Genomic DNA, 21,972 nt, shown 5'->3' on the forward strand with positions numbered 1-21,972 from the left:
ACAACGATCAGGATTTTGGACAAAAGGATTTGAATATGAAATGTAAAAAATATGTGATTACGATGAGTTTATTGGCGATTGCCTCAATGGCAGCGGCCGCTCTCCATCCTCCGAATATTATATTGATTTATGCGGATGATCAGGGCTGGAATGCATTGTCCACTCCGATGGATCCGGATATTTCGGGATCTAAAAGTGATTTTTTCCAGACGCCGAATCTCGATCGCTTGTGCAAAGAGGGCATGCGGTTCTCGCAGGGGTATGCGCCGGCACCTCTTTGTACTCCGTCCCGAAATAGCGTTCAATTCGGAGTCTCTCCGGCAAAGGCGCGCGTCACGATCATTAATTTTGATGAATCACGCCAGTTTGGCAATCCGGAGCAGGCCCTTGGAAACCTGATTAAACGGGCGGATGCCCGTTATGTGACCGCGCATTTTGGTAAATGGCATATTCATGATGTTTCACCTGCGGAGTGCGGTTATGATTTTTCGGATGGTGAAACAACCAATGTGGAAGGGAACCGAAAGCCAAATGATGACTTGAACGACCCGACCGATCCCAAACGCGCGAAGGAGTTAACTGCTCAAGCTATTGATTTTATCAGAACCCAAAATATCGAAGGCAACCCGTTTTATTTGCAGGTTTCGCACTATGCAGACCATGCTGCATTCAGATCGTCTCCGGAAATGAGGGCTAAGTATGATACATTAAAACCCGGCAAGATACATACCGATGCTAATTTTGCGGCGATGAACGAGGATCTGGATCTTGGTGTTGGAGCGATTCTTGACGAATTGGTCCGGCAGGGCATCGCAGACAATACCTATGTTGTTTATACCTCGGATAATGGATGGCAGCTCGATAAGGAGCGTTTTGCCATTCCTGAGAATAAGAGTCGTCCTTTGAAATATGGAAAGAACTATGTCTATGAGGGGGGCATTCGAGTCCCTTTTATCGTTAGCGGGCCGGGGATTGAACCTGATTCTGTTTCTCGTGTGCCTGTAATAGGGTATGATTTAATGCCGACCTTTCTCGATATGATTGCGTCCGGAACTAAGCCGCCTGCCTACACCGAAGGGGGGAGCATGCTGCCTATTCTGAAAAATGAGGGGAAAGGAACCATTAAGCGTCCTGATGATTTTTTCGTGTTCCATCGTTCGGTTGCAAAAGGGGGCGATGGCACTGCCTTTCGTGAAGGAAGCTATAAAATCATTGTCTATTGGGAAACTCAGAGGATTCTCTTGTTTGATCTGAGTAAGGATATTGGGGAGCAAGATGATATCAGCAGCCAACATCCGGAACTGACCCAGAAAATGTTCAAGAAAGCGCAAAAATACTTAGAACGTGTTAATGCTGAAAAGGTAATTGCACGAAAAATCACTCGCAAAAGTGCGCGGAATAGAAAAAACGCTCAAAACTAAAGACAACTGGAGCTCCTGTTGTCCTGGCATGTGGAACCCCGCTGATGAAAATAATTGTATTGCATAGTTTCGTGTTTTTTCTTGTTTATATGGTTGGCGCGCAACAGCTCGATGGATGTTTCACGGGCCAATGCTACTACGTCGATGCGTCGCAGGGAGCCGATGCTAACGATGGTTTGTCGCCAGGCTCCGCTTTTCAAAGCTTGGAAAGGGTCAGTGCGCTTGAACTGCAAGCGGGGGATTCGATCCTATTGACCAGTGGGCAGACTTTTAAGGGCGTCTTAAAGATAAAGAACAAGAGCGGTACCGCGAGCAGACCGATTGTGGTGATGAGTTCGGGTGAAACTAAAGCGATCATTGACGGCAAAGGATTTGGTGCTGCCGTGGCGATCCTGAACTCCAGTTTTGTCACCGTTAAAAATTTAGAACTGACTGCTGATGGAGGGCGTCCTGTTAAAGATGCTGATTTTGAAAAGAAACATCGCGCGGGGCTCTTTTTTATGGCTGACGACGGCGGGACGTATAGCGACCTCGTCTTTGAGGATCTCTATATTCATGATGTGTATTACAATGACAAGGGGTATACGCGTCCGAACCAAGGGCGAGGCGTTCTGAAGGAGCATGGACATGATATGTATGGTTGGGGTGCTCGTTTGGTCTGCTCGAAAAACTCTGGATTAAGCAATGTAACCGTCAAACGGTGTCGTGTGGAACGCACGAGCCATACCGGGATTCGATTTTTCCATCGTGATTTAACCGGCAGCGTTCCGTTCGTAAAAAACATAAATATTCTGGATTGTCATGTGTGCAATACGGGCGGTCCCGGGATCACTGTATTGGTGGCGGATCAGGTACTTATACGAGGTTGTCATACTCAGAATACCGGCATCGCAAATGATGCGCGCCACAGGGGCCAGGGTACGGGGATCTGGGGATTCAATATGCACAATGCCGTGATTGAAAAAAACACGGTAACCGGTGCGCGCGGAGGTCGTGATGCCGCAGGTATTCATATTGATTCCTACAGCTCGAACGTGCTGGTGCAATATAATCTTTCTAGACAAAATGCCGGTGCCTTTGTGCATATTTGCGGAAGCGTTTCGAACTCAACCTATCGGTATAATCTGAGCATCAACGATGGTTACCGTCGACGTGGAGTGAAGGGGGGGCGAGTCGATGGATTTATTTTCCGACTCTTTGGTTATGTGCTTCCCGGGGTAGAATTCAAAGGGCCGGACAATGTCTATATCTATAACAACACCATCTACACGGGCGAGACTTTTAAAGACAACGTCTTTTTAATTGAAAAAACGGTTAAAGGTGCGTTGTTTGCCAATAACGTTGTTTATACCGTGGGGAGTATCGTTCATAACCGGGAAAGAAGTGATGATGCGGTTTTGGGTGATGCGCAGAAAAACAACCTTGTCTTTTTTAAGAACAATTTGTTTAGAAGGGAATTTGCGTGGATGAGCGATCCATTTACCGTGACGGGGACGGTGGTTGCCGACCCCGCGTTCGTTAGAGCAGGCGGGGACTCAATCGAAGATTATATCCCTAAAAACAGGCAGGCGTGTTCGCAGGGGATCCAAATAGAAAAGCTGCCGGGCGATACGGAAGGGCCCGTCGGAGGATTTGACGTTGAATATGATATTCTAGGCAGGAAGATTGACCCTTCAAAATCCTTCATAGGTGCTATCAGACCGAATTAAGTATCACAGGAGTGTAATCGTTATGAAACATCTACTTATTCTTGCAGCATGTGCTGTTTCAATTGTCTCGGCATCTGCGGGTGGAAAACCGAACATTGTGTTGCTCATGGCCGATGATATGGGGTTTTCCGATATCGGTTGCTATGGCGGAGAGCTGAATACGCCGGTGCTTGATGCGCTTGCCGCGGAGGGCGTTCGTTTTTCCTCATTTTTCAATAATGCAAAATGTGCTCCGACCCGTGCGAGCCTGATGACCGGTCGGGTGCTTCAACCGATTGCCGATCCGCCGGAAAAGGATCTCCCAACATTGCGGACAGATAATAATGTAACGCTGGCTGAGATGCTCAAGGAAGGTGGATACAGTACCTATCATGTTGGGAAATGGCACCTGGGAAGACAAAATGGGAAAGTTCCGACCGATCGTGGTTTTGATCTCTCATTTGAAACTGCAAAGGACGCCCGCTGGAATGGATATAAAACAGGCGTCTTTTGCGGAAAAGAGATTAACAAAGCAAAGCCTGCGGAATTCAGTAATCCGGATTATCAAGCTAATTACTATGGGCCGATCGCCCATGCGGACTGTGCAAAATCATTTCTCTCCTATCATCGGGAGACTCGCAGTAAACAACCGTTTTTTCTCTATCTTGGATTCTCTGTTCCACACGATCCGCAGTGCGCACCGGTGACCCCGGAATATGTTGCCGAAAAAAGCGCTATTTATTCAAAGGGGTGGCATCGCCTTCGCGAGGAGCGTTTTGAGCGGCAGAAGGCGATGGGGCTTTTCCCGGGGCAGACCAGCCTGCCTCCGATTTGCGATCTATTTGAACTTCCCGATTGGAGCAAGGGAGAGGTCAAGGAGCCGGCATACAGCTACTCTCTTCGTATGCAGGCAATTTACTGCAAGATGGTTGAGGAGATGGATCGAGGGATCGGGAAGGTTGTTGATTATCTGAAAGCTGAAGGTCTTTATGACGATACCATTTTTGTTTTCCTTGCTGATAATGGTGCTGCATACGCAAGAGTCGGGATGGGTAATGATATTTTCGGTGGCGAGCCGAAAATCGGCAAGGCACTCGATATCATGGGAACTCGCAAGGATAGCAACAACAAACTGAAACCGACCCTGTATCGGAGAGGTATAGGTTGGCCGTCGCTCTCAAATACGCCTTTCCGTCTCTATAAATCTTACGTTCATAACGGCGGCATCGCCACTCCGTTGGTCTTTAGTTGGAAGAATGGTCTTCCAAGCGCCGGAGCCGGCAAGTGGATCACACAGCGCGGGCACGTTATCGACATTGCGCCAACGCTTCTTGCTGCTGCCGGAGTGGAATATGTAAATAAGGATTATGCCAAGTCCGGAGAACTTCCCGCTTCGCTCGACGGGATAAACCTGATGCCGCAAATCACGGGAACTGAAAAGAATTATGACCGTCGTATTTTCCTTGAACACCAGACCGGGAAAATGCTGATCGACGGAAAGTGGAAGTTTGTTACCCGCAGGAAAGCGTCGCAAGACGGCAGTGCACCGGCGGATACTGAGGAGCTGTACAACCTTGATGAGGATCCGTTTGAACTTAATAATCTGGCTTGTTTTCCCGAAGCCTCTCCAAGAATCCGCAAAATGATTAACGACTGGAATGCGTGGAGCAGCGAGTGGCGGGATGTGCTTCCGGCGCATAAGCCAAAAACCTATACTCCATAACCTTAAGTGGTTGGGGAGAGGCAATGAAAGTACCCGTGAAGGTTGGGGAAATAAGATATGAATGATGAATAAGGTCGCTCATGGATTGAGTGGCCGGATTTTAAAAGAAAAGGACTGAGAATGAAAAAGTTACCACTTATGTTGATGGCGGCATTGGTTGCAATCACTTCGTTAGAAGCAGCCGAGAAGAAAGCGAGAGAAAAAAAAGGGTTGCCCGGAAATATTTCGCCCGTACCACAATTTACGTTTGCCGATACGCTCGAAGAACAGGAAAAGCAACTGGCGGACAATCCGCTGCTGGAGCGTTTTAAAAAGTCGCGCGCAAAGCTTCTGCAGGATCCCCATCATCCGATCTACCACTTCACGAGCCCGGAGCATAATCTGAACGATCCGAACGGCCTGAGTTTCTGGAATGGGAAGTGGCACATGTTCTATCAGGGCTATCCGCCGGAATATCCTCGTCAGCACTGGGGGCATGCCATCAGTGAAGATCTGGTCCACTGGCGCGACCTTCCTTATGCGATCTATCCCGGCCCGGAACGCGCCTGTTTTTCGGGTACGGTTTATGTTGAGGAAGACCGTGCGATCGCGATGTATCACGGTACCGAGGTCGGAACGATGGTCGCCACGTCGAGCGATCCGCTTTTGCTTAACTGGGATAAGGTAACCGGGCAGGCTGTGATTCCCTATCCGAAGGAAGGAGAACCGGAACTGGAGTTTAATATTTTCGACCCGTGTATCTGGAAGAAAGGCGATTGGTATTATGCGCTGACGGCGGGGCCCAAGGGCGGAACTCAGTTCCGTTCCATGTATCTCCATCGTTCAAAGGATCTCGCCAAATGGGAACACCTCCACGAGTTCTTGGAAAACGATCGCTACGGTCTGCAGGGGGACGATGGGGCCTGTCCTTATTTCTGGCCGATCGGCGACAAACATATCATGCTGCATTTCAGCCATATGAGCGGCGGGAAATACATGCTCGGCAACTATGATACAGAGCGCGATAAGTTTGTGGTTGATGGCGGTGGTGATTTTAACTTTGGTTCCAGCATTCCCTGTGGTCTCCATGCTCCTTCGGCGTATCCCGACGGAAAGGGTGGTGTGGTTACAATTTTTAATGTCAATGAGGGCATACCCAAGAATGGTTGGAACCGCATGATGTCATTGCCCAGGACGCTGACACTTCGGAAAGAAGGATTCTTTAATCAATTGAACATTGAACCGGCGGGCGATGTGGAATCGTTGCGTGGTGAACATGTCCAGGTCGGTTCTATGGATCTGCCGGCCAACGAGGAAGTCGTGCTTCCAACCGTGAAGGGTAATGCGATGGAAATCATTGCAGAAATCGCACCACAAAAAGACCAGACCATCGAACTGAACATATTGCGTTCCTCTGGAGGCGAAGAGGTTACGCGTATTAAGTGCTTCCGTGATCGCGGCTACCGTATTCTCGGTGGAAAATACGCAGTACCCGCTGTTGTTTCCCTCGATGCATCGCGCTCGACTACCGCAGGCAACGTGAAAATCCGTACGCCCGAAACCGCCCAGGTGGAATTGGGTAAGAACGAGCCGTTGAAGCTACGCATCTTCATCGACCGCAGCATTGTCGAGGTCTTTATCAATGAGCGCCAGTGTCTGACTGCTCGAGTATATCCTAAGCGTGGCGATAGCGTAGGCGTTTCGCTCCGTGCGATCGGAAAAAAGGCCAAGTTGAAGAAGCTTGATGCCTGGCAGATGAAGAGCATCTACGAGTAACGGTTTTTCCCATGGTTGAAACCTGTTTTCCAATCATGGGATAAAATATTGGCAGTAGCCACGCGTAGGTTGAAAGGATCAGTATGTTAAGACAAATTGCTTTAATGTTGTTGGCGTCGGTTTCGTTGGCCATGGCAGTCGAAAGGCCCAATATCCTGATTATTTTTACGGATGATCAGGGCTATGCGGATCTTGGATGTTACGGCAGTACGAAAAACAGAACGCCGCGTCTTGACCAGTTGGCCGCAGAGGGGACGCGTTTTACCAGCTTCTATGCACAGTCGGTCTGCGGACCTTCCCGGTCGGCGCTGTTGACCGGCCGTTATCCCGACCTGAGCAAGGGGTGGGGGATGCCGGGGAGCGAAATTACCTTTGCCGAGTTAATGAAACCGGCAGGCTACCAGACGGTGTGCATTGGCAAGTGGGATGTTTCGAGTCGAAAGGAAATCATTGCCCGCATGCCGAACGCGCAGGGGTTTGATTATTTCTTTGGTGTGCTCGGAGCTAATGATCATGGCGTTGTTGATTTTCACGAAAACAATACGCCGGCCGGTAGTTCGACAAATATGGCTTGCTTTACACATCTGTATACCGAAAAGGCCATCGACTTTCTTGAAAACCACCGTAATCCCGAGCAACCATTTCTATTATACCTTTCGCACACCATGATGCATACGGTTATTGATGCATCGCCCCAATTTAAGGGCACTTCTAAAGGTGGTCTTTACGGCGATGTGGTGGATGAATTTGATTTTGAAACCGGACGGCTGTTGGACAAGCTGGAAGAGCTTGGACTGAGCGATAATACTCTGGTGATTTACACCACTGACAATGGTCCATGGTGTCAGGAGAAATATCGCCGCGCAAAAGTTGGGCTCACTAAAACGGGGGCCAAGCGGAAGTCGGAACTGTGGTATATGCCGGAGGATTCAATCTTCTGGGGCGATCCGGGGCAACTGCGCGGTGGAAAGGGTTCGAGCTATGAAGCCGGATCAAGAGTCCCCTGTATCGTGCGTTGGCCGGGTAAAGTTCCGGCCGGAAAAGTGTCAGATGGGCTCTGGGCAACGATTGATTTCATGCCGACCTTTACTGCTTTGGCGGGGGTTGATGTTCCGGAGGATCGCATCATTGATGGCATCGACCAGACCAAGCTGCTTACGGGGGAGGCCGAAAAGGGGCGAGATGCTTTTGTGTACGACCAAAGCGGTTCCAAACAGATCAAGGGCTATGGAGTGGGGATCCGCAAAGGGAAATGGAAATTATTGTTGTCGGGACGCAAACCTATAGAGGGGCACAAGTACGTCATGGATTTCGGATCGAACGATATAGAGCTATACAATCTGGACCAAGACATCGGCGAGCAGAACAATCTTGCGCGGCAATGTCCGGAGGTCGTGAGTGAGCTTAGCGACGTGTTGGAACGTTTTAAGGCGAGGCGCAAAAAGTAAGCAATGTGATTGAATCGATTTAGGAGAGCAAGTGAATATTATTTCGAAGGAGGTAACGATATGAAATGCAATCTGGTTGGTAATTTGGTGGTTAGTCTGGCGCTTTGCGTTGGTGTACATGCGGCCCAGCCGCCCAACGTCATCGTAATCATGACAGACGATCAAGGTTATGGAGATCTCTCAGTACATGGCAACCCGGTGCTGAAAACGCCGGAGCTGGATAAGCTTCATGCCCAGTCGGTACGTTTTACTGATTTCCATGTGGCACCGATGTGTACGCCGACGCGTGGACAGTTGATGAGCGGCATGGATGCCATGCGAAACGGAGCGACGGAAGTAAACAGCAGCCGTTCCGTGTTGCGCGGTGATATCCAGATCATGCCGCAGTATTTTAAGGACGCAGGTTATGCGACCGGGATGTTCGGCAAGTGGCACTTAGGCGATAGTTATCCGTTTTCGCCCCGTTTCCGTGGGTTTGATGAAACGCTGCGCCATCGGCATTGGGGGATTACCTCGTCGGCGGACTATTGGGGCAACACCTACTTCGATCCCGTGTTGGAATACAACGGTGTGGACAAACCGTTCAAGGGATACTGTACCGATATTTTCTTTAAAGCGGCCATGGACTGGATGGCTCGGAGCCAACAGCAGGGGAAGCCGTTCTTTGTGTATCTTCCCACAAATGTTCCGCATTCTCCCAACCAGTCGCTGAAAAAATATTCGGATCCCTACAAGGGGCAATATAAGGGGAAGAAAATTCCTCATACGTACTACGGCATGATTGCCAACCTTGATGACAATATCGGAAGACTGGATACTTTTCTGAAGGAAAAGGGGTTGCTGGAAAATACGATCATTATGTACCTCTCCGATAATGGAACGCAAAGTGGGGAGGCATCAAAAATCTACAATGCCGGGATGCGGGACAAAAAGGCCAGCACCTACGAGGGCGGGCATCGTGCTCCACTGTTTGTTCGTTGGTTCAACGGTAATCTGGCGCATGGCAAAGATATTTCCGAGCTGACGCAGGTGCAGGATATCCTTCCAACGCTGATGGATCTGTGCGGATTGGAAGGCGATCGGTCTGCTTTCAGTGGCTCGAGTTTGGTCGGCCTGCTCAAGGGAACGCAGTCCAAACTCGATGATCGTATGTGCGTGATTCAGTATCAATGGGTGCGACGCGGGAGTGCGGGCGGAAAATGGGAGAGTGCCGCCGTTCTGTGGAATAAGTGGCGTCTCCTCAGGGGTAAGAAGGGAATGGAACTCTATAACATTACCGAAGATCCTGCCCAGAAAAAGAACGTGATTGATGCCCATCCGGAAGTCGCCGAAAGTATGTCTGCTCATTACGATGCATGGTATCAGGAGGTTAAACCCAACCTTGAGCATGAGCACCATGTCATTGTCGGTTCAGATGAGGAAAATCCAATCAAGATTTACTCCAACGAGTGGGTGGGGGATTACTGTACCAATCTAGGTGCACTGAAAAGTGGCAACACCAAGGGGTACTGGAATCTGGATGTTGCCCAGGACGGCGAGTACGAAATTGAACTGCGGCGCTGGCCGGAAGAATCCGACAAGACGTTGATCGATTCCATGGACGGTAAATCGGAGAAGGGGGCTGTCCCGGTCGCGAAAGTTCGGCTGCAGGTCGGTGACTTCGATCAGACGGTTGATGTCAAACAAGAGGATAAGTTGGTTCGTTTCAGGGTTAACCTCAAAAGAGGTGCCACCCAACTGACCGGAAGCCTGTTGAATACGCAGGACAAAGTCATTTGCAGTACTCCGTATGTCAAAATAGTAAGAAAGTAGAGGATCCCCTTTATGTTGTTAACCGTTTATCACTTGCAGGTCTGGAGGGCGTTTCCGCGGCAAGGAAAATATGAATAAGCATGTATTGATCGGTAGTGTTCTTGGTTTTATGACGATGGCAGCCGTCCAGGATGCGGTGGCTGTTGAATTGTCGAAACCTAATATTCTGTTTTGCCTGGCGGATGATTGGGGCTGGCCGCATGCGGGGGCGTATGGAGATAAAGTCATAAAGACACCGACGTTCGACCGGCTTGCAAAGGAGGGCGTTCTCTTTGAGCACGCATTTGTCTCCAGTCCATCCTGCTCGCCTTGCCGAAATTCCATTCTAACGGGGCAGCAGTTCTATCGTCTGGGTCCGGGGGCCAACCTTCGGGGTACGCTGGAGGTCGAAGATCCGAATTTCATGGTTTTGTTACGGGATGCGGGATACCAGATTGGCCATTGGCGCAAAGCCTGGGGGCCAGGCGATTATGGACCGGGTGGATACACCGAACATCCCTGTGGTCCCGAGAGCGAGTTTGATGCATTCATGAAAGGCCGCGATCCAAACAAGCCGTTCTGCTTTTGGTTCGGCACAAGCGATCCGCATCGGCCGTACGCCGAAGGGAGTGGTGCCAAGAGCGGAATTGACATTAACAAAATACATGTGCCGACCTTCTACCCCAATACCAAGGATGTGCGCAGTGATATTGCCGACTACTACTTTGAAGTCCAACGTTGGGACACCGATGTAGGACGAGCGATCAAGTTGATCGAGGAAGTCGGAGAGCTGGATAACACGATTATTGTGATGACGGGCGACCATGGTATGCCGTTCCCTCGATGCAAGGCGAATCTCTATGATTGGGGGATACGCGTTCCGCTTGCCATCCGTTGGGGTGGCAAGACGAACCCTGATCGCAGAATAACCGACTTTGTTTCTTTTACGGATATCGCGCCAACCTTTCTGGATGCCGCCGGCATCCAGGTGCCGACGGAAATGACCGGGAGTTCACTACTTCCGATTATGAATGGGGAAGCGGAAGGCCGCGTGGATAAAGAGCGCAACTTCATGGTCTTTGGTCGCGAGCGCCATGTACTGTGCCAGAAAAGTCCCTCCCTGGAAGGGTATCCCTCTCGAGGAATTCGTACGGATCAATGGCTGCTTATCTTGAATCTTAAGCCTGACCGTTGGCCCAATGGCGTTCCCTTCGGGGGAACATCGAGGTATTGTAAGTCCTCGTTTTCCGATGTTGATCCCGGACCGACAAAATCTTTCATCACGGGTAATCCGGAGTATAAAAAGTTTTACGATCTCTGTTTTGCGAAACGTCCGGCGGTTGAGCTGTATGACTGTAAGAACGATCCTGATCAGGTTAAAAACCTGGCTAAGGATCCTGCATATTCCACAATGGCTAACCAATTAAAGGAACAGCTTCTTAACTATCTGGAATCAACCGGGGATCCGCGTTTTACCGATGAGCCTGTGCAGTTTGATGACTACCCGCACCTAAAACCTCCACATGTTGTGAATAAACGAAATAAGAAAAAATGAAGATACTCATTTTTACTGTTATTACTTTTAGCCGTCATGCCTCAAACAGCATGGGTGGTGGAATGAAATTTTTGCGGCGTCATCTATGTGATGAACGGTACGCGAAAATAAGGGGAGTTAATGAAAGTATTGTTTAAAAGTGTCGTATGTGTCTGGTTGCTTGGGGCTTTGGCTTCTGCAAAGCCGGTGCAACCGTTGAGCGAGCTGATCGTGAACGATGATCGGTTTGCCACCGTGGAGGTGCTGACTGATCATGGCAAATTTGAGTATCATCTCGATAATAGTGGTGAGCAGGATGTATCAAAAGCGTTGCAGGAAATTTTTGACCGAACGGCTGCGCTGAAAGATGCGTCTGCCACGTTCAGCTTCCTGCCGGGTGTTTACTTTATTGATGTACCGATTAACGTGAAGTTAGTTAGCGTGGAACTGAAGGGGCATGGACATGGCGGGCTGGATATTCATGGTATGTGCCTTAAGAGCGGTACCGTTTTCCAGTTCGGGCAGCATACCGGACCGAACTGCATTACCTTTCATCGGGCCGGGCATTCAAAGTCTTTTCCTGCCGGGGAGACACCGTGGAAGAATGTGAACAGCAAGGTTGCCGTTCAGGGCATGACCTTTATGGGCTATAACAATACCGGGGTGGATACGGATAAAGGGTACAGTCGGTTTCGTAAAGACACGCCTAATTTCCGGGGCCTGCATTGGTGGCCGTCCGAAGATCGCTATAAAAATGTTGAAAAAGAGGGCCAGCGTGCCTTGGTTTTTTCCAAAGGTTGGAAAACTGAATTGCTGCGAGTTAACAGCTGCTATTTCACGGATCTCTATGTGGGGCTGGAGATTGCATATTGTGATGTCAGTTATATCACCGATAATTGGTTTGCGCAGATGGTCTACGGGATCCGACTGAATAGCGGTCCGGTCGCCACGATTGAAAATAACTGTTTTGCTGATTTGGAAACCGGTGTGGTAATCGGTGAAACTAAAGCATCGAAGCTAAACGAAAACGGTTTTGCGTATGTCAGCAAGTGTTTTGAACTTAACTCGATCAAGGATTCAACGGTCTGCAACAACACGCTTACCAACTGGGAAAAATCGACCGGTGCAGCGGCCTTTGGTGCATTTGTTCATGTTGGATCGTCAAAGAATCTGGTGATGAATGGGAACAGCATTAATCAGGAAATTGATTCGCGGACAAAAACGCGAACCGTGGATGTCGAGCCCAACGGACGAGCGTTCATCAATATTGAAAATTCTGAAAATCTGATGTTTGCCAACAATGTGGTGAACACCATCCAGTCCCAAACCGTGGTACGGTTGCACAATGTGACTCGGGCTGCGGTCACGGATAATATCATCACCTTCGGCAAAGGGGGGAATGCTGTTGCGCAGACCGGGGAATGTTTCGGAATTTTCTGCCGACCGATTGATCCTGAACGATCCGCACCGCTGGATAAATATGTGAAATGAGAAGTAAATGTAAATACTCATTCCTTCAGTAGAGAGCGTTAGTTCCATATGTTTGTAGTTTAGAGAGGTAGAGGAGCAAGAGATCCGCGAAGATAGGAGATCAACTGTATATAGTGCTGTTGAGAACTTTCACGACTGATTTACATATATAGAAAGGGACGAAGAATGAAAAAGCTAATGGTGTTGTTAATGATGGTGTCGATCTCGATAATAACGGTGTCGGCGGCGGAAAAGAAACTGAAGAAAAAGAAGGGGCTGCCAGGAAATGTTTCGCCCGTGCCCCGGTTTACGTTTGCCGATACGCTGGAAGAACAGGAAAAGCAACTGGCGGACATTCCGCTGCTGGAGCGTTTTCAGCAGTCGCGTGCAAAACTCCTGAAGGATCCCCAACATCCGATCTACCACTTCACGAGCCCGGAGCATAATCTGAACGATCCGAACGGGCTGAGTTTCTGGAACGGGAAGTGGCATATGTTTTACCAGGGTTATCCGCCGGAATATCCTCGCCAGCACTGGGGGCATGCCATCAGCGATGACCTGATCCACTGGCGCGACCTTCCCTATGCGATCTATCCCGGCCCGGAACGCGCCTGTTTTTCAGGAACGGTCTATGTTGAAGAAGATCGTGCGATTGCGATGTATCACGGTACTGAAGTCGGCACCATGGTGGCCACGTCGAGCGATCCGCTTTTGCTTAACTGGGAGAAGGTAACCGGGCAGGCCGTGATTCCTTACCCTAAGGAGGGAGAACCGGAATTGGAGTTTAATATTTTTGATCCCTGCATCTGGAAAAAAGGCGATTGGTATTATGCGCTTACGGCGGGCCCCAAGGGTGGAACTCAGTTTCGTTCCATGTATTTGCACCGTTCAAAGGATCTCGCCAAATGGGAACACCTTCATGAATTTCTGGAAAACGATCGCTATGGTTTGCAGGGTGACGATGGGGCCTGTCCCTATTTTTGGCCGATCGGCGACAAACATATTATGCTGCATTTCAGCCATATGAGCGGCGGGAAATATATGCTCGGCAACTATGATACTGAGCGCGATAAGTTTGTGGTTGATGGCGGTGGTGATTTTAACTTTGGTTCCAGCATTCCCAGCGGTCTCCATGCGCCTTCGGCCTATCCCGACGGGAAGGGGGGTGTTGTTGCAATTTTCAATGTCAATGAGGGCATACCCAAGAATGGTTGGAACCGCATGATGTCCCTGCCAAGAAAACTGACGCTTCGTAAAGAAGGTTTTTTTAATCAACTCAACATTGAGCCGGCGGGCAATGTGGAATCGTTGCGTGGTGAACATGTTCAGGTCGGTCCTATGGATCTGCCGGCAAACGAGGAAGTCGTGCTTCCAACTGTGACGGGTAATGCGATGGAAATCATTGCTGAAATCGCACCGCAAAAAGATCAGACCATTGAACTGAATGTATTGCGTTCCTCCGGGGGCGAAGAAGTTACGCGTATCCAGTGCTTTCGTGATCGCGGATACCGTATTCTCGGTGGAAAATATGCGGTACCCGTTGTCGTTTCTCTTGATACATCGCGCTCGACCACCGCAGGTAATGTAAAAATCCGCACGCCCGAAACCGCCCAGGTGGAACTGGGAAAGAACGAACCGCTCAAACTACGCATCTTCATCGACCGAAGCATTGTCGAGGTCTTTATCAATGGCCGCCAGTGTCTGACTGCACGGGTCTATCCCGAGCGTAGTGATAGCGTTGGGGTTTCGCTTCGTGCGATCGGGAAAAAAGCAAAGTTGAAGACGCTTGATGCCTGGCAAATGAAGAGCATATACGAATAGTGGGTTTTTCCAATTGTGGAAGGTGAGTTCCAATCCTTGGAACGTTCCAGAGATTGGATGTTGAAAGGGAACTGAAAAATGAAACGATTGATTTTTTTACTGGTATTTGCCGTGGCTTCTGTTGCGACGGCTGGGGATAAACCCAATATTGTTTTCATCTTTATTGATGATATGGGCTATGGGGATATTGCTCCGTTCGGCGCGCCTTTGAATAAAACCCCGAACCTTGACCGTATGGCAGCGGAGGGGATGAAGCTGACCGATTTCTATGTCAGTGCAACGGCCTGTACCCCGTCGCGCTCTGCGCTGATGACCGGATGCTATGCGGATCGGATCGGGATGGATGGCGATGTAGTTTTTCCGGGAGATTCGCGCGGGTTGAATCCGAGTGAAGTAACGATTGCCGATATGCTCAAAGCACAGGGGTATGCAACGGGCTGTTTCGGTAAATGGCATTTGGGGGACATGCCCCAATTTATGCCGCTCAAACAGGGGTTCGATGAATATGAAGGGATCCCTTATTCCAACGATATGTGGCCCGTGAATAAAGGGGTAAGAAATGCGTACAAGGGGTGGCCGCCGTTGCCTTATATGAAGCAGGACAAGGCGGTTGCACATATTCCTGATGCGCCGAGCCAGGCATTGCTTTGCGAGGCCGTTACCGATGCTGCAGTTGACTTCATTAAACGCCACCGCAGCGAACCGTTTTTTGCCTATGTCCCTCACGCGTTTGTGCATCTTCCTCGTTTGGTTCCCAAGGAACAAGGGGAGCGGGCGGAAGGTGATGTGACCCGTGCGCAGGTGGAAGCCGTAGACGAGAGCGTGGGGCGGATTCTTACTACGCTCAAGGAGCTGGGCCTTGCGAAAAACACATTGGTTTTTTTTACTTCGGATAACGGCCCTTCCAGAGGCTGTTCCGCCGGCCCGCTGCGGGGCGCCAAGGTCGGCCCGAAATACGAGGGGCACATGCGCGTTCCCGCGCTAGCCTGGTGGCCTGGTAAAATTCCTGCCGGGGCGGTGTGTTCCGAGATTGCGGCATCGATCGACATTTTTCCAACCCTCGCCAAGCTGACCGGCGGCGAAGTTCCCTCGGATCGGATCATCGACGGTATGGATATTTCCGCCCTTCTGACCTCGTCGGGTAAATCGCCGCACAGTGAGCTTTACTACGAATATGAAGGCGTACGCCAAGGGAGTTGGAAGCTGGTTAAGATTAAGAACAAGTTCTTCCTGTACGATCTGGATGCCGATCTCGGCGAGAAAAATAACCTTTCCGGACAGCATCCGGAAAAAACCGATGAGCTTCGGAAAATGCTGGAGGCGCATGAGAAAATGGTGACCAGTGCGCGCCGCCCCCCCGGTATGGTAGAGAATTCCGAGCCGATTCTGAAAGAACCCGGCACTTTGCCGACGCTGGCGGAATACATGAATCGGGCGGATCTTCAAACGGCCGGGAGCGTTACAAAGCCTACGCAAAAGAAGAAGATCAAATAGCCGGACGTCAGTATGCGTGATATTGAATCTGTTGAGCCGCGATACCGGAACGTGTCGGACGCGGCAGAGAAAAATTCATTTCGTCATTAATCAAGCCGGTCTAAGAAACGAGACACTAAATCAGGCCCTTGCGGATAGCGGCGGCGACGGCAGCTGTTATGTTGGGAACCTGCAGCTTGGTGTAGATTCGTTCGGTGTAACAGGCAACGGCGCTATAGCTTATATTCAATTTGTCAGACACTTCTTTTTTTACATAGCCCATTGCCATGAATTCAAGCACCTGCTTTTCCCGTTCGCTCAACGGATTTTTACCTTCGAAGTTATTTGAATTTAGAGCGGCCAGTACCAAACGCGACAGTTGCGGGTCTATAACGCAGCCGCCAGCATGCACATCCTGAATGGCTGCCCGGATTTCACTAATGGTTGCGGTTTTTAAAATATAACCGGAAACACCGAGCCGTATGGCTTCCAGGGTGGTGAGATAATCATGGTTCTGTGTAAGTACCAGAATGTTTATAGTTGGCCGGGCCAGTTTCAGGATGGGCACAAGGGTCAATCCGTTTTGTCCGGGAAGCTGCAGGTCGAGCAGAACGAGGTCTGTTTCGGAAAGTGCTCCTGATTTCAGGCTCTTCTGGCAATCTTCGGCATTGCTGAAGGATGCGGTACAGCTCATGTTGTTGCTGAGTTGTATCATTTTCCCAAGTGTCTGGGAAAAGAGAGCATTATCTTCGACAATGGTGATTTGAATTCACTGTCATCCCATAGATTTTAAATAAAAAGGCTGGCTTGTGAGCTCTAAATCCTCCACTCGGAGGGTATGAAAAAACAGAGACAAAAACACAAACCAGCCGGACATAGGTATACAACCTTGAAGCAATTGTGCAATCTGATTCCCGGACACATGGTCACGAACCTTGCGAAGAAGCATGGCGTCGATGCCCGAAGCCGGACGTACACGCCATGGAGCCATGTGGTTTCGCTGCTTTATGCCCACTTTGCTCATGCGCTCGGGCTTAACGATGTATGCGACGCGCTCCAGATGAATGCGGCGGCGCTCTCCACCATCCGCGGTGCGGTTCCACCGTCCCGCAACAACCTGAGCCATGCGAATCAAGTGCGCGACGCGAACATGGCCGAAGAGCTTTATTGGAGCATGATGAAGCATCTGATGGACACGGTGCCTGGTTTTGCGAAGGGAAAGGTGCGTAGTGGATACCTCCGTCGCTTCAGCAAGGCGATCCATGCGCTCGATTCGACCACGATACAGCTGGTGGCCAATAGCATGGACTGGGCAAAGCACCGCCGCCGCAAGGCCGCCGCGAAGTGCCACATGCGTCTGGACCTGCAAAGCTTCCTTCCACGATGTGCCATTGTCGACACTGCAAAACACCATGACAGCCGCAAGACCTTGAGCTTGTGTGCCGACCTTGAAGCCGGAGAAATCGTTGTATTCGACAAGGCTTATATCAAATTCAAGCATCTCTTTGAGCTAACGGAGCGCGGCATTAATTGGGCGGGTCGAGCGAAAGACAACATGCAGTACACGGTGATGCGCTCCCTCGAAACGACTAAAAACAAGCGCATCCTTCGCGACGAAGTCATCGAGCTGATGCTCGAAAAATCGAAGAAGGCCTACCCGTGCGAGTTGCGCCGCGTTGTAGCCCTCGTGGAGATCAACGGCAAGGATGTCGAAATGGTCTTCCTGACCAAGCATCTGGAGTGGAGCGAGTGGACGGTCGCGGAGCTCTACCGCTGCCGGTGGGATATCGAGGTGTTCTTTAAGGAAATCAAACAGACGCTCCAGCTCTCCGACTTTCTCGGCTACAGCGCTAATGCCGTACGCTGGCAGGTATGGACCGGGCTGCTCGTCCATCTGCTGATGCGCTGTCTCAAATTCATGCACGGATGGGATCACAGCTTCAAGCGCCTGTTCACCGTCGTAAGGGTCTCGCTTTGGCGTCGCTGGAACCTGCCCGCCTTGCTGGAATCCTATGGGACAGCCAAACCACCCGGTCGCATCCGAGGAGCACCGGAACAGGCGTATCTGCCGGGGTTCATCTAAATGCTGTGGGACAGCCAACTGTTTAAAACGGGGAATCATCATTACTCTTCAACAAAAAATCGGAATCGACTAAATAAACTAAACATCAGAAACCTTAACAAAAACGGGAGCTGACACTCCGTTAGCGTCCTCTATGGGATGACAGTGATTTGAATTGATTCTTTCATCGTATCTTTCTGGGGGAGAGAGTTAAGAGAATACGGGTTCCTTCCCCTTCTTTTGATTCGATTTGCATCTTGCCCTTAAGTCGCTTGGCGCGGTCCTCAAGATGGCGTAAGGGCAGGCGTTTGTTCGGAATCCCTTTTCCATTATCTGATATAGAGAGCTGGAGTCTGGAATCTTTTATCCGTGTCTCTATGGCCACATGGTTGGCCTCGGCATGCTTGATTATGTTGTTCAGTGCTTCTTTTACGAAAAAGAGCAGATCCCATTTTTGCGTTGGTTTAAGGACGTTGGATAGGAGTGTCTCATTGAATGTGCAAGAGAAATCCATGTTTCCAAGGATTCGGGTGGCCGTTGTGCGGATCATGGTGTCAATTCCTTCTCCGTTTTTCCTGTTTTCAAGGAGCTGGGTGAGATTGCGTGTTTCAATCGCGGTTTGACGGGCTGCCAAAATGGAAACGTTGAGGAGCTCGGTCACGGTGGGATCCGGGCTCGGAATGAGTTCCATGGCCATTTCGGTGGAGTGGGCAATCCCACTGAGGTTTGCTCCAACTTCGTCGTGTAGGTCGGCGGCAATTTGTTCACGCATCTTGTTCCATCGTCGGGAGGCCAGAAGGCGCGCGATCAATACCATCAGGGCGAGAATAATGATGAGTGCATAGCCCACGGTAATCAAAACCGCGCTACGTTGTTTTTCCTGCCGCCGGGTCAATTCAAGTTGTATTTGAAGTTCTTTTTGGCGCCGAATCAGATTGCGTTGTAGACTGAATTGCTCGAGCCATTGTCGTAAAGGAACAATGTTTCCTTCGCTGGTTTTTTTGTCTTTCAGGTAATGTAGTTTCCGGTGGATGGGGCCGCTTATTTGTTTTCGTTCGGTTTCCGGTATTGTATCACCGCTCAGTATTTTACCATTTCCAATTAACTCAATTTCGCCCAAGGCAATGCTGTCAGAGTAACCGAGCCTCGGATCAGGAAATCCCTTGCTCAAGCTGAGCCGGAAATAGCGCCCTTTTGTAGATGGAAGACGGAGCATGAATGGATGAGAACCGGGGTGCGGCGGCGGCGGGACGGGGGTTTGGTATAATAGGTCTGGGGTGGGGTCATTAGGGTGGTCAAGTTTTTCGAATAGGATTTGGGTCGGAAAATCGGCACCTACGATAAAGGGAGGGCGGTAAGGGCGTGCACAGGCGGCAGGCCAGAGCCTCAATTCGTCAATGGTTTTTATCTCTTCCAGATCATAGTTCAGAATGACCCCATGGGACATCGATAGATAGTCAACTTGGGGCTTCCTTATTCGGGGATTGATCGGATGGGAAATGGTAAAGCCGTCTACTAGATATTGCGGGCTCCAGACATTGAGTGTGCGCACGGCGTTTGATGCCTTTATCGGGGCATGGAGAGCAATGTTTCTGTTGCCGGCAAAGGCATAGAGTTCGCTGAATGCGACGGCGTACTCGATTCGATTGAAGGGTTGGTTTGCCGGGCTGCGGGTGCTGGTAACTCGTATGCCGGAGATCGGTTTTGTGTCGGGACAAGGGAACAGCTGCGGTTCGAGATCTAATACGTGGTAGTCCTCGTTTCGGAAATCAGCTAGAATATCTGATGAGCCATCAGGGAAAATGCGCTCAATTAAAAAACGCTCTGGAAAACCGTAGATTCTGAAGTTATGTGTTCCATCGCTGAACACCGCCGGCATCAGAACGACTAAATCGATTGCCGCTGTCTCTGGGAAAAGTACCTCAATTTCAACCTGTTCACTCGACGTATTCAATTCTGTTGAACGATAGCCTAATGTCGCTGGGGTGGTGATCAGTATTTTTTCAGGAAGGCGCTGAAGTTCGGTTTCTATCGCGTCGATCTTTTGTTGAATTGCGTTTGATGAGTGTGACAGGAGTGCTGAAGACTGAACCGGAAGAACGAATAAGAGGAAAAGCAGCAACGTCCGAATCAGAGACGATAGTTGTCCGAGGTTGCTAGTATGTTGATGCTGATGAGCAAGATGAAACATACGATCCATATTACATGGAGCAATTCGTTCGAGGAAGTAGAAAATGGAAGAGTAAGGTGTAACCGCAATCTTACCGATTGCAGATGGATTATTGGATAAATGGAATGCTGTAATATCATCTCGTACGAAAATGCCGCCCATGTCACCCAAACGGTGACATTTTGTCAAATTGGCATGCCGTTCCTCACAATAATCCCAAAATCCATTCTTCCAACAATCCGATTTGTAAGATTACGGGGAGGAATGAACGAGCTGGATTTTAACAACCTGCCGGTAGAGGAGCTCAATAAAAATATAACCATGAAATGGCCTTTGGAGGGCCATTGTTGAGTTGTGCGTTTGTTTGTTAATGACAGCACAAACTCATCTTATTTAGAGGTCTGTGCTTTGCAATTTTGCCTCGGGTTGATTCCCGAATAATCAGTTTTCCTTGAAGCGTAGCGCGGTGCGGTGCGGCCTCTGGGTGTTCGATACGATGCATAATTGCATCGACGGCGGCTTTTCCAATGTCATTACAGGGCTGGTGGTAGGTGGTGAGAGGGACGCTGAGTAGCGAGGCATACTTGACGTCGTCAAACCCGGCAACACGCATTGAACCCGGTATGTCGACCCCGGCGTCTACTAGCAGGCGCAAGGCATAGGCCGCGGTTGCGTCATTGGCGCAAATCAGGCCGTCGGCGTCATGTTGCGTTAAATGTTTAGCATTCAGTTCCGTCCCGGGGGCTATTTCAACGGTTTGCAAGGATTCCGGCGCGTATCCGGCGTTGATCATGGCTTCTCTGCACCCCATGATTCGCAATTGAACGGTCATGGCGGGTTGGGGACGCGTAAGAAAAATCATGCGGGAGCATCCCTGCTCCAAAAGGTGCTGGGCAACCACGAATCCCGCCTCGATATTGTTGATGCTGACCATGTCATTGCGGGTTTGCTGCGGCCAATTGACGACATCCCGGTCGAGCAGCACAACAGGAATTCCATTTGTTTTCAGTCGTTTCAAAATAGATTGGTTAAACCGTTCCCCGTTTTCAATATGTTCAACAGGGGTGAAAATGATGCCGTCGACCTTGTCTTGAATGAAGCGCGAACACATATATTCCGTGCTTTCTTCAAAACTCCGCGACAGGGGTAGGTGGGGCGGAGGGATAAGCTCCATGAAATATTGTTCGGATGCATTCGCCATGGCGGTTACGATCGGTTCGAATATCTCGGTTCTGCCCAAGCGGGGAATAAGAAGCCCGATTTTCTTTTTTTCTGTCAGCTCAGAAGAGAGCACCGCGGTTCCGTATCCGGCCGTTCGCTCAACTGCCCCCTCATCCTTTAGCAAGTCAAGTGCCTTCGCGACGGTGGGTCTAGAGGCATTGTATCGGTCACACAGCTTGGTTTCAGATGGAAGAAGATCACCGGGTTTATATGTTCCGGAGCGTAGAGCTGCCCTGAGTTCATCGTAGATGGTCTGGTATTTCTTTTTCATAATGCTGGCTCGGTATAGGTTTATAGTCTCAGGATCTCATCCGACCACGTATATGCATGTCTTTATTTACAAATGTAATTACAATTCATAACGCGTTAATTTGCAAGCTGGTCAATTGACCAGC

General features: G+C 49.9%; 14 protein-coding genes. 11 read left to right on the plus strand and 3 right to left on the minus strand.

What is annotated here, in order from left to right; all coding sequences use genetic code 11:
* Window positions 1-35: 35 nt before the first annotated feature.
* The 10 genes from SCARR_RS23455 (at window position 36) to SCARR_RS23500 (ending at window position 16,145) form a co-directional block, all read left to right on the plus strand.
* Window positions 36-1,421 (plus strand): sulfatase, encoded by a 1,386-nt coding sequence (locus tag SCARR_RS23455; protein WP_136064239.1) that lies wholly within the window; start codon window positions 36-38, stop codon window positions 1,419-1,421.
* A gap of 44 nt (window positions 1,422-1,465) precedes the next feature.
* The gene (locus SCARR_RS23460; RefSeq protein ID WP_136064241.1) at window positions 1,466-3,130 is read left to right on the plus strand and encodes a right-handed parallel beta-helix repeat-containing protein; all 1,665 of its coding nucleotides are present in this window, start codon (window positions 1,466-1,468) and stop codon (window positions 3,128-3,130) included.
* 22 nt (window positions 3,131-3,152) lie between these two features.
* On the plus strand, window positions 3,153-4,832 hold the full coding sequence (locus tag SCARR_RS23465) for a sulfatase-like hydrolase/transferase (protein ID WP_136064243.1): 1,680 nt from the start codon (window positions 3,153-3,155) through the stop codon (window positions 4,830-4,832).
* Between the two features lie 120 nt (window positions 4,833-4,952).
* Window positions 4,953-6,587, plus strand: a complete 1,635-nt coding sequence (locus SCARR_RS23470) for a glycoside hydrolase family 32 protein (protein ID WP_222846424.1) — start codon at window positions 4,953-4,955, stop codon at window positions 6,585-6,587.
* Window positions 6,588-6,670: 83 nt separating this feature from the next.
* Window positions 6,671-8,035: a sulfatase family protein gene (locus tag SCARR_RS23475; RefSeq protein ID WP_136064245.1), complete on the plus strand. Its 1,365-nt coding sequence runs from the start codon at window positions 6,671-6,673 to the stop codon at window positions 8,033-8,035.
* Between the two features lie 60 nt (window positions 8,036-8,095).
* Window positions 8,096-9,847 (plus strand): arylsulfatase, encoded by a 1,752-nt coding sequence (locus tag SCARR_RS23480; protein WP_136064247.1) that lies wholly within the window; start codon window positions 8,096-8,098, stop codon window positions 9,845-9,847.
* Between the two features lie 70 nt (window positions 9,848-9,917).
* Window positions 9,918-11,381, plus strand: coding sequence for a sulfatase family protein (locus SCARR_RS23485; RefSeq protein WP_136064249.1), 1,464 nt, complete (start codon window positions 9,918-9,920; stop codon window positions 11,379-11,381).
* 120 nt (window positions 11,382-11,501) lie between these two features.
* Window positions 11,502-12,851: a NosD domain-containing protein gene (locus SCARR_RS23490; RefSeq protein WP_136064251.1), complete on the plus strand. Its 1,350-nt coding sequence runs from the start codon at window positions 11,502-11,504 to the stop codon at window positions 12,849-12,851.
* Window positions 12,852-13,016: 165 nt separating this feature from the next.
* Window positions 13,017-14,651, plus strand: a complete 1,635-nt coding sequence (locus SCARR_RS23495) for a glycoside hydrolase family 32 protein (protein WP_222846425.1) — start codon at window positions 13,017-13,019, stop codon at window positions 14,649-14,651.
* Window positions 14,652-14,729: 78 nt separating this feature from the next.
* A complete protein-coding gene (locus SCARR_RS23500; RefSeq protein WP_136064253.1) occupies window positions 14,730-16,145 on the plus strand; it encodes a sulfatase family protein in 1,416 nt (471 codons plus the stop codon).
* 115 nt (window positions 16,146-16,260) lie between these two features.
* On the opposite strand, the gene SCARR_RS23505 is transcribed toward SCARR_RS23500, so the two are convergent.
* Entirely contained in the window at window positions 16,261-16,893 is a 633-nt protein-coding gene (locus SCARR_RS23505; RefSeq protein WP_136064255.1) for a response regulator, read from the minus strand.
* A 69-nt stretch (window positions 16,894-16,962) separates the two neighbouring features.
* On the opposite strand from SCARR_RS23505, the gene SCARR_RS23510 reads away from it, so the two are divergent.
* Window positions 16,963-18,207 carry an IS4 family transposase gene (locus SCARR_RS23510; protein ID WP_136064257.1) on the plus strand — a complete coding sequence of 415 codons (1,245 nt, stop codon included), beginning with the start codon at window positions 16,963-16,965 and terminating at the stop codon, window positions 18,205-18,207.
* A gap of 163 nt (window positions 18,208-18,370) precedes the next feature.
* On the opposite strand, the gene SCARR_RS23515 is transcribed toward SCARR_RS23510, so the two are convergent.
* Complete coding sequence (locus SCARR_RS23515) at window positions 18,371-20,518, minus strand: sensor histidine kinase (RefSeq protein WP_168433557.1); 2,148 nt, start codon at window positions 20,516-20,518, stop codon at window positions 18,371-18,373.
* A gap of 205 nt (window positions 20,519-20,723) precedes the next feature.
* Window positions 20,724-21,848, minus strand: a complete 1,125-nt coding sequence (locus tag SCARR_RS23520; protein ID WP_136064261.1) for a GntR family transcriptional regulator — start codon at window positions 21,846-21,848, stop codon at window positions 20,724-20,726.
* Between the last annotated feature and the right edge of the window lie 124 nt (window positions 21,849-21,972).

Origin of the sequence: Pontiella sulfatireligans (assembly GCF_900890705.1) — a bacterium.
Classification (GTDB): domain Bacteria; phylum Verrucomicrobiota; class Kiritimatiellia; order Kiritimatiellales; family Pontiellaceae; genus Pontiella; species Pontiella sulfatireligans.